The sequence below is a fragment of the Actinomadura sp. RB99 genome, assembly GCF_014706005.1.
In the GTDB taxonomy this organism is placed as follows: Bacteria; Actinomycetota; Actinomycetes; order Streptosporangiales; family Streptosporangiaceae; genus Spirillospora.
The window spans coordinates 1-9,282 of the sequence record NZ_JABMCA010000078.1 but is presented as its reverse complement, the minus strand read 5'-3'; the positions used below and the strand labels follow the sequence as shown (position 1 = coordinate 9,282).

General features: G+C 74.0%; 10 protein-coding genes. 4 read left to right on the top strand and 6 right to left on the bottom strand.

What is annotated here, in order from left to right; genetic code table 11:
- Positions 1 to 98 precede the first annotated feature (98 nt).
- The 5 genes from amrb99_RS41245 to amrb99_RS41225 are packed head-to-tail and all read right to left on the bottom strand — an operon-like array spanning position 99 to position 5,035.
- Positions 99 to 1,508 carry a cellulose binding domain-containing protein gene (locus amrb99_RS41245; protein ID WP_190866847.1) on the bottom strand — a complete coding sequence of 470 codons (1,410 nt, stop codon included), beginning with the start codon at positions 1,506 to 1,508 and terminating at the stop codon, positions 99 to 101.
- Between the two features lie 20 nt (positions 1,509 to 1,528).
- Positions 1,529 to 2,320, bottom strand: coding sequence for a putative hydro-lyase (locus amrb99_RS41240; protein ID WP_347257076.1), 792 nt, complete (start codon positions 2,318 to 2,320; stop codon positions 1,529 to 1,531).
- A complete protein-coding gene (locus amrb99_RS41235; protein ID WP_190866845.1) occupies positions 2,317 to 3,267 on the bottom strand; it encodes a biotin-dependent carboxyltransferase family protein in 951 nt (316 codons plus the stop codon). Before amrb99_RS41235 ends, amrb99_RS41240 begins: the two co-directional genes overlap by 4 nt.
- Positions 3,264 to 3,872, bottom strand: a complete 609-nt coding sequence (locus tag amrb99_RS41230; RefSeq protein ID WP_190866843.1) for a carboxyltransferase domain-containing protein — start codon at positions 3,870 to 3,872, stop codon at positions 3,264 to 3,266. Before amrb99_RS41230 ends, amrb99_RS41235 begins: the two co-directional genes overlap by 4 nt.
- An 8-nt stretch (positions 3,873 to 3,880) precedes the next feature.
- Positions 3,881 to 5,035, bottom strand: a complete 1,155-nt coding sequence (locus tag amrb99_RS41225; protein ID WP_241756430.1) for an NRAMP family divalent metal transporter — start codon at positions 5,033 to 5,035, stop codon at positions 3,881 to 3,883.
- Between the two features lie 240 nt (positions 5,036 to 5,275).
- On the opposite strand from amrb99_RS41225, the gene amrb99_RS41220 reads away from it, so the two are divergent.
- Positions 5,276 to 5,971, top strand: coding sequence for a GntR family transcriptional regulator (locus amrb99_RS41220; protein WP_190866840.1), 696 nt, complete (start codon positions 5,276 to 5,278; stop codon positions 5,969 to 5,971).
- A gap of 49 nt (positions 5,972 to 6,020) precedes the next feature.
- On the opposite strand, the gene amrb99_RS41215 is transcribed toward amrb99_RS41220, so the two are convergent.
- Positions 6,021 to 6,653 (bottom strand): GntR family transcriptional regulator, encoded by a 633-nt coding sequence (locus tag amrb99_RS41215; protein ID WP_347257075.1) that lies wholly within the window; start codon positions 6,651 to 6,653, stop codon positions 6,021 to 6,023.
- A gap of 144 nt (positions 6,654 to 6,797) precedes the next feature.
- On the opposite strand from amrb99_RS41215, the gene pdhA reads away from it, so the two are divergent.
- The 3 genes from pdhA to amrb99_RS41200 form a co-directional block, all read left to right on the top strand.
- Positions 6,798 to 7,961, top strand: coding sequence for a pyruvate dehydrogenase (acetyl-transferring) E1 component subunit alpha (gene pdhA / locus amrb99_RS41210; RefSeq protein ID WP_190866838.1), 1,164 nt, complete (start codon positions 6,798 to 6,800; stop codon positions 7,959 to 7,961).
- 11 nt (positions 7,962 to 7,972) lie between these two features.
- A complete protein-coding gene (locus amrb99_RS41205) occupies positions 7,973 to 8,989 on the top strand; it encodes an alpha-ketoacid dehydrogenase subunit beta (protein WP_190866836.1) in 1,017 nt (338 codons plus the stop codon).
- A partial coding sequence (locus amrb99_RS41200; protein ID WP_347257074.1) for a biotin/lipoyl-containing protein occupies positions 8,986 to 9,282 on the top strand: 297 nt, incomplete at its 3' end. The genes amrb99_RS41205 and amrb99_RS41200, both read left to right, overlap by 4 nt.

Here is a 9,282-nt window from a genome sequence, read left to right as displayed (position 1 = left end):
GGGTGAGCCGCCGCACAATAGGCCGAACGGCATTCACCACCGAAAACGGGTGTTGAACTGCGAGAACTTTCTGGGAGCGCTCCCACTCACGGCCGGGGCTAGCGGCACTCCCCGCCGTTCAGGGTGAACCTGGACGGCCGCCCGTCGCCCGCGTCCCGCTTGCCGAGGAACCCGAACTCGACCGTCCCGCCCGGCGGGATCGACCGGTTCCAGTCCGCCGCGGTGACGGTCACCGAGGTGCCGTCCTGCTGCTGCCCGGCGTTCCACACCTGCGTGATCGACTGGCCGTCGGGGAAGTCGAACGCCAGCCGCCAGCCGTCGATCGCGGCCGTCCCGAGGTTGGTGATCCGCACCGTCGCCTGGAAGCCCTGCGGCCACGACCCGTCGATCCGGTACGCCACCGAGCACGCGGTGACCGCCGCGGTGGTCCGCGACGGCGACGGCGCCGGCGGACGGCCCGGCCCGTCCGAGGACCGGGACGAGCCCGGCGTCAGCAGGCCGATGAGCAGGGCCGCCAGCCCCGCCGCGCCGATCCCCGCCCCGGCGATGATCAGCGGCTTGCGGCCCGGCGGGCGGGACGCGCCCTCGGCCAGGGGTGCGGCCGGGGATGCGCCGGGCGTCGGCCCGTCGGGCGGCGGCTCGTCCAGCACGCGGGTCGGCGGGTGCTCCTCGTCCGGCGGGGGCGCCGGCTCCGGCGTGGACTGCGGGAAGGGGGCGAGCTGGACGCCGGCCGCGTCCGCGAGGACCCGCGCGGCCTCCGGCGCCGCCGGGCGGGCCTCGGGGTCCTCGTCCAGGCAGCGGCGGCACAGCTCCGTGACCTCGGCGGGGACGCCGTCCGGCGGCGTGCCGAGGACGGCTGAGGGCGCGTCGCCGGTCAGCGCCTGGTTCAGCACGACGCCGAGCGAGAAGACGTCGGCGGCCGGCCCGGGCTCCGCGCCCGTGAGCAGCTCGGGAGCGACGTAGGCGGGGGTGCCGAGGAGGGGCCCGCCGGACGTCCCGGTGAACGCGATGCCGAAGTCGAGGACCTTCACCCCGACCGGCGTCAGGAACACGTTCGCCGGCTTGATGTCGCGGTGCACGACCCCGGCGGCGTGCGCGGCGGCCAGCGCGTCGGCGATCCGGGCGCACACGCCCGCCGCCTCCCGCCAGGGCATCGGGCCGCGCGCGAGCCGCGCCGCCAGGGTCTCCCCGTCCAGCAGCTCCATCACCACATACGGGACGCGGCGCCGCTGCGCGAACCGGCCCGTCCGCGGGGTGACGTCGTCCTCGCCGTAGTCGTACACGCCGGTGATGCTCGGGTGGGCGAGGCCGGCGGCGGCCTTGGCCTCCTGGCGGAGCCGGCGGCCGAGCTCCTCCGGCCAGCCGTCCGCCGGGACCTTGACCGCGACGGCGCGGTCCAGGACGAGGTCGGTGGCGCGCCAGACGGTGGCCATCCCGCCGGCGCCCAGCGGCGCCTCCAGGACGTAGCGCTCGCCGAGCCGGTCGCCGGGGGCGACGATCTCGGGCATGGACGAAGCCTATGCCGGACTCAGGGCACGAGGTACCGGGAGTCGCGCGCGTCGGTGATCGCCATGTGCCCGGGCGCGTGGCCGATCGCCAGCTTCGGGCGGGACGCCATGACCGCCGCCTGCGGCGTCACCCCGCACGCCCAGAACACCGGGATCTCGTCCACCCGGACCTCGACGGGGTCGCCGAAGTCCGGCTCGTCCAGGTCGGCGATGCCCAGCTCGACGGGGTCGCCGACGTGCACGGGAGCGCCGTGCACGGACGGGTACCGGGCGGTGACGCGGACCGCGTCGGCGACCTGCGCGGCGGGGACGGGCCGCATCGACACCACCAGCGGGCCGCCGAACTCGCCGGCGCGGCGGCACATCCGGTTCGTCCGGTACATCGGGACGTTGGTGCTCTGCTCGATGTGCCGGACGGGGACGCCCGCCTCGCGCAGCGCGTCCTCGAACGTGAAGCTGCACCCGATGAGGAAGGAGACCAGGTCGTCGCGCCAGTACCCGGTGACGTCGGTCGCCTCGGCGACCGGTTCGCCGTGCTCGTACACGACGTAGCCGGGCAGGTCGGTGCGCAGGTCGCCGGCGAACAGCGGCGCCGACACCGCGCCCGGCTCGGTGACGTCCAGCACGGGGCACGGCTTGGGGTTGCGCTGCGCGAAGAGCAGCAGGTCGTAGGCCTGGTCGCGGGGCACGGCGATGAGGTTCGCCTGCGTCCAGCCGGAGCACCACCCGGCCGTGGGGACGCGCAGTCCGGCGCGGAACAGCGCCCTTGCCTGGTCCGGGGAGAGCGAGCCCGGGTCGATCGGATTCGTCACGGTCCCTCCTGTCTGATCTGTTCGGCCTGCCTGGCTCGTCCGGCCTGCCTGGCCTGTTCGGCCGGCAGTCCTGCGAGCGGGGGCGCGGGACGCGGGCGGAACCGCAGCCGCTGCCCGGGGCGCGCCTGGGCGGCGCGCCCGACGTCGGCGGAGACGACCACCGCGATCACCGGGTAGCCGCCGGTGACCGGGTGGTCGGCGAGGAACAGCACGGGCAGCCCCGACGGCGGGACCTGCAGCGCGCCGGTGACGGTGCCCTCGCTGGGCAGTTGGCCGCGCCCGGCGTGCGCGAGGCGCGGGCCGTCCAGCCGCATGCCGACCCGGTCGATCTCGCTGGTCACCGCGTAGGGCGAGCCGAACAGGGCGTCCAGGGCGCCGGGCGCGAGCCAGTCGGCGCGGGGACCCGGGATCGCGCGCAGCACGATGTCGCGGGCGGGCGGCGGCGCGACCGGGAGGACGTCCAGCAGCGGGTCCCGGCGCGGCGCCGGGCCGATCGGCAGCAGGTCACCGGGCTTGAGCGGGGCGGGGCCGAGGCCGGACAGCGTGTCGGTGGAGCGGGAGCCGAGGACGGGCGGGACCGCGATCCCGCCGCGGACGGCCAGGTAGCTGCGCAGGCCGGTGGACGGCGCGCCCATCCGCAGCTCGGCGCCGTCCGGGACGTGGAAGACGGAGAAGGGGGCGACGGCGCGGCCGTCGACGGTCATGGGGACGGGTGCGCCTGTCACGGCCGCGAACACGCCCCCGCGGGAGCGGACGTGCAGCCCGCCGAAGGTGGTCTCGATGGCGGCGGCGTCCTCGGGATTGCCGACCGCGCGGTTCGCGAGCCGGAACGAATCCGGGTCCGCGGCGCCCGCCACCCCCACGCCGAGCGCCGCGTGACCCGGACGTCCCAGATCCTGAACGGTTGCCAGGAGTCCTGATCGGAGAACGTCCAAGCCCCGCTTCATGGTTCCCTCCGGACGAAACAAACTTTTCCTCCGGGGCGGAGCAGGGCGGGCGGGTCGCGGTCGAGGTCCCACAGGACGGCCTCCGTACGCCCTATGAGCTGCCAGCCTCCGGGCGACTCGACCGGGTAGACGCCGCTGAAGCGGCCCGCGAGGCCGACCGCGCCGGCCGGGACCCGGACCCGCGGGGTGCCGCGGCGCGGGACGTCCAGCCGCGGGTCGCCGCCGTCGAGGTAGCCGAAGCCGGGCGCGAACCCGGTGAACGCGACCCGCCACGGGGTGCCGGTGTGGGCGGCGACGACGCCGTCCGGGGTGAGTCCGGTGAGCGCGGCGACCTCGTCGAGGTCCGGGCCGTCGTAGACGACGGGGACCTCTATGGCCGCCGCGGACCCGGCCGCCGCGCCGGGGCGCGCGCCGCGCACGGCGGCGGCGACCCCGGCGGGGTCGGCGGACGGGTCGAGCAGCAGGGTGAGGGTGCGGGCCGCCGGGACGATGTCGGTGACGCCGGGCGGCGGCGCGGCGCTGAGCGCCGCGTACAGGCCGAGCATCGCCTCCGCTCCGGGCACCTCGACGAGCAGCGCCCGGTCGCCGTTCCGCAGGATCCGCACCCGTCCCCTCACTTCCACAGGTCTTCTATGCCCGAGAGCGCGTTCCAGCCGAGGTACAGGGAGAGCAGCCAGGCGGCGACGCCGAGGGCGAGGAGCCAGGCCGGGTACCGGTACCCGCCGAGCAGGTCGCGACGGCGGGCGGCGACCCACAGGAGCACGGCCAGCCCGAACGGCAGGATGAGGCCGTTCAGCGCGCCGGCGAGGATCAGCAGCTTGGCCGGGGTGGTCCCCATCGCCAGGTAGATCGCGGTGGAGACCAGGATGAACGCGACGACGAGCCGGTTGCGGTGCCGCTCGATCCAGCCGGAGAACGACACCAGGAACGACACGGAGGTGTAGGACGCGCCGATCACCGAGGTGATCGCGGCGGACCACATGATCAGGCCGAACACGCGCAGCCCGGTCTCGCCGGCGGCGTGCTGGAAGGCCGAGGGCGCCGGGTTGTCCTTGGCGAGGGTGACGCCGCCGGCGACGACGCCCAGCACGGCGAGGAAGAGCAGCACCCGCATCACGCCGGTGACGACGATCCCGGTGACGGCGCTGCGGTTGATCTCCCGGATGTTGCCGGGCCCGGTCAGCCCGGATTCGATCATGCGGTGCGCGCCGGCGTAGGTGATGTAGCCGCCGACGGTCCCGCCGATCAGCGTCGTGATGACGAGGAAGTCGACCTGCCCGGGCGCGACGGTCTCGCGGAGCGCGTCGCCGAGCGGCGGCCCGGACTTCACCGCCACGTAGAGCGTCATCACGATCATGACGGCGCCGAGCACCACCACGATCCGGTCCATCGCGACGCCGGCCCGCCGGATCAGGAAGATCGCGATGGCGACCAGCGCGGACAGCGCGCCGCCGATCTTGACGTCCAGGCCGAGCAGCGCGTTCAGCCCGAGCGCGCAGCCGGCCACGTTGCCGATGTTGAACACCAGGCCGCCGAAGACGTCCAGCGCGGCCAGCGCGTAGCCGCCGCCGGGCACCACCCGGTTGCCGAGGTCCTGGGCGCGCCGTCCGGAGACGCCGACGATCCGCCACACGTTCAGCTGGATCGCGATGTCGACCAGCACCGACACCAGGATCGCGAACGCCATCGCGGCGCCGAGCTTGGCGGTGAAGGTGGTCGTCTGGGTGATGAACCCGGGGCCGATGGCGCTGGTGGCCATCAGGAACATGGCGCCGAGGAGCGCGCCGCGGCGGGAGGAGGAGGTGGGCGGGGAGGCCGGCGTGTGGTCGAGGGTGGTGTCCGTCATGGCTGCCCCTTCCGGGGTGTCGGCTTTCCGCCAGGGTAAGGATTGTTCAACAATCCTTCAATCCCCTTGTTGATGAATCCTCTCGGAGAGGGGATACGGTGGTGCCGTACGAGTCACGCGCGCGCCCCCGCGGCGCCGCGCCACCGCGGGGAGGACGGGCCGATGCCGCCGCAGGAGTCGTGGCTGGAGAACATCGCTGCGGCGCGGGACGACATCGGCCGGCTCAGCACCGCGGACCGCGTCGCCCACCTGCTCCGCGAGCAGATCACCGACGGCCGCCTCGCGCCCGGCGACCGGATCCCCGAGGAGGATCTCGGCCGCGCCGCCAAGGTCTCCCGCAACACCATCCGCGAGGCGTTCCGGCTGCTCATCAACGAGCGGCTGCTCGTGCACGAGTTCAACCGGGGCGTGTTCGTCCGCCGCGTCACCGCCGAAGGGCTCGCCGACCTGTACCGGGTCCGCCGCATCCTGGAGTGCGAGGGCGTGCGGTGCGCGCCATCCGCGCCGCGCGAGGCGCTCGCCCGGGTGGAGGCGGCCGTGGCCGACGGCGAGCACGCCGCCGCCGGCGGGCGCTGGGCGCAGGTCGGCACCGCCGACATCCGCTTCCACCAGGCGCTCGCCGCGCTGGTCGGCAGCCCCCGGGTGGACGAGATGATCCGGCACCTGCTGGCCGAGATGCGCCTGGTCTTCCACGAGATGGGGTCGCCGCGCGAGTTCCACGAGCCGTACCTGGCCCGCAACCGGCGGCTCTACGACCTGCTGGAGCGGGGCGACGTCGCGGCCGCCGAAGCGGAGCTGCGCTCCTACCTCGACGACGCGGAGGCGCAGCTCACCAAGGCCTACCGCGAGCAGGAGTGACCCCCGCCGCGAGGCGGAGGGAGACGTGCCGGGACCGCGCGCGGGCGCCTCAGGGCGCGTAGTTCATGACGTGGTCGTGCAGCAGCTGCGGGGCCTGCGGGTCGCGGCGGCGGAACGCCTCGATCAGCTCGGCGTGCTCGGCCGACTTGGAGTAGATCTCGGTGTGGTGCAGCCGCAGCGACAGGGTCGTCCACAGCTCGATGCCGAGGCCCTCCCACACCGAGAACAGCAGCCGGTTCCCGGCCGCCTCGACGATCTCGCGGTGGAAGGCGATGCTGAGCCGCATCTGCTCGTGCAGGTCGCCCTCGCGCGCCGCCTCGCTCAGCTGCCGGTTGCGCTCCTCCAGCGCGTCCAGGCAGCCGCTGATCCGCGCCATGCCGAGCTCGGCGGCGGTGCGCTCCAGCCCGGCGCGGACGGGGAAGATCTCGGCGAGGTCCTGCTCGGTGAACTCGCGGACGCGGGCGCCCCGGTTCGGCAGCGACTCGATCAGCCGCTGCGCCTCCAGCTGCCGCAGCGCCTCGCGCACCGGTCCCTGGCTGACGCCGAGCTCGGTGGCGATGCGGCGCTCGACGATGCGCTCGCCCGGCTCCCACCGGCCCGCGCTGATGCCCTCCACGATGAACTCGCGGATCTGGTCGGCGAGCCCGGTGCGCAGCAGCTGGGCGGGGACGGGCGTGTTCACGGGAGCCAATATTAGACGGGGCGACGGTAAGTGAGTCTTGACGCCGGAGGAGATAGACTCGAATATGATCGATCATTGATCAATGATGATCGGTGAGCGTCGTGGCGATCCTACGGCGTTCCCCCGGACTTAGGAAGGTCGCCGATGGCTGAGACCACCCGGTCAGCTACCAAGGCCGCTCCGGCTCGCACGACCCGGAGAGCGCGCGGCACCAAGGCCTCCGGGCCGGCCGCCGCTCCGGCGGGCAACGGCGCCGCGAGCGAGCCCGCCGTCGACGGCGCCGCCCCGGACGCCCCGGCGGAGAGCGCCGAGACGCTGGTGGCGTACTACCGCCAGATGCTGCTGATCCGCCGCTTCGAGGAGCGGGCCGCCCGCGCCTACACCGAGGCCAAGATCGGGGGCTACTGCCACCTGAACCTCGGCGAGGAGGCGACCGTCGTCGGCCTGATGGCCGCGCTGCGCCCCACCGACTACCTGTTCACCAACTACCGCGAGCACGGCTATGCCCTCGCCAAGGGCATCTCCGCCGAGCGCGTGATGGCCGAGCTCTACGGGCGCTCCACCGGCGTCTCCAAGGGCTGGGGCGGGTCCATGCACCTGTTCGACGCCGAGGCGCGGCTGCTCGGCGGGTACGGCATCGTCGGCGGGCAGGTCCCGCTCGCGGCCGGCGCCGCCCTCGCCGTCTCCTACAAGGGCGGCGACGAGGTCGTGATGTGCCACATGGGCGACGGGACCACCGCGATCGGCGCGTTCCACGAGTCGCTGAACATCGCCGGCCTCTGGGACCTCCCGGTCGTCTTCGTAGTGATCAACAACGGGCTGGGCATGGGCACCACCGTGGAGCACTCCGCCGCCGAGCCCGAGCTGTACCGGCGCGGCGCCGCCTACCGGATGGAGAGCGTCCGGGTGGACGGCACCGACGTCGTCGCCGTGCGGGACGCCGCGCGCCACGCCGTGGAGCGCGCCCGCAGCGAGAGCAAGCCCTACCTGCTGGAGACCACCAGCCCCCGGCTCAAGGGCCACTCGGTCGTCGACCCGGCCCGCTACCGGTCCAAGGAGGAGAAGGAGGCCCTGAAGGCCGCCGACCCCCTCGCCCGGCTGGCGCTGGAGCTGGAGGAGGCGGGGATCCTGTCGCACGACGAGCGCGACCGCCTCGACGCGGAGGTCACCGCCGCGATCGACGCCGCCGCCGCGTTCGCCGACGAGAGCCCGGCCCCCGAGGTCTCCACGCTGTTCGACTACACCTACGCCACCCCCGTCCCGGGCGAGCTGCGCCGCCTGCCCGCCGACCCGGTATTCAGTTCCTGAGGAGCACGCTGATGGCACCCGTCACTTACCGCCAGGCGCTCCGGGACACGCTGCGCGCGGAGATGCTCCGCGACGAGAACGTCTTCCTGATGGGCGAGGAGATCGGGCTCTTCGAGGGCTCCTACAAGATCACCGAGGGGCTGCTGAAGGAGTTCGGGCCGAAACGCGTCCGGGACACCCCGATCGCCGAGGAGGGCTTCGTCGGCGCCGCGATCGGCGCCGCGATGCTCGGCCTGCGCCCCGTCGTGGAGATCATGACGATCAACTTCTCGCTGCTCGCGCTGGACCAGATCGTCAACCACGCCGCCAAGATCTACGGCATGTTCGGCGGCCAGGCCAGCGTGCCGATGGTGATCCGCACCCCGGGCGGCGGCGGCCAGCAGCTCGGCGCCACCCACTCGCAGAACGTCGAGCTGTTCTACTCGTTCATCCCCGGCCTGAAGGTCGTCGCGCCGAGCACGCCCGCCGAGGCGTCGGCCATGCTGAAGGCCGCGATCCGCGACGACGACCCGGTGCTGTTCCTGGAGAACCTCGCCCTCTACAACACCAAGGGCGAGCTGCCGGCCCCGGTCGAGGAGATCGAGCCGGCCGAGATCGGCCGCGCCGCCGTCACCCGCCCCGGCACCGACATCACGATCATCGGCTACTCGCGGATGGCGCGGGTCGCGACCGAGGTCGCCGAGACCCTCGCCGCCGAGGGCGTCTCCGCCGAGGTCGTGGACCTGCGCAGCCTGCGCCCGCTGGACCGCGCCACGATCGTCGAGTCGGTCCGCAAGACCGGCTGCGCGGTCGTCGCCGAGGACGACTGGCTGACCTACGGGATCGGCGCGGAGATCGCCGCGACGATCCAGGAGGGCGCCTTCGACTGGCTGGACGCGCCGGTCCGCCGCGTCGCGATGGCGGAGGTGCCGCTGCCCTACGCCAAGTCCCTGGAGTCGGCGGCGCTGCCGTCCGCCGACTCCCTGCTCACCGCCGTCCGCGACACGCTCCGCGCGACCGGCCGTCCGATGCTGGAGCCCGCCCGATGACCGAGATCCTCATGCCGCGCCTCTCCGACACCATGGAGGAGGGCGTCATCAGCTCCTGGCAGAAGCAGCCGGGCGACGAGGTGGCGGTCGGCGACGTCCTGGTGGACATCGAGACCGACAAGGCGGTCATGGAGTACGAGGCCTACGAGGCCGGCGTGCTCGAGAAGATCCTCGTCGGCGAGGGCGAGACCGCCGCGATCGGCGCGCCGATCGCGGTGATCGCCCCGAAGGGCGGCGCGGGCACCGAGGCGGCGGCGGCCGAGCCGGCGCCCGCCCCGGCCGCCGCACCCGCT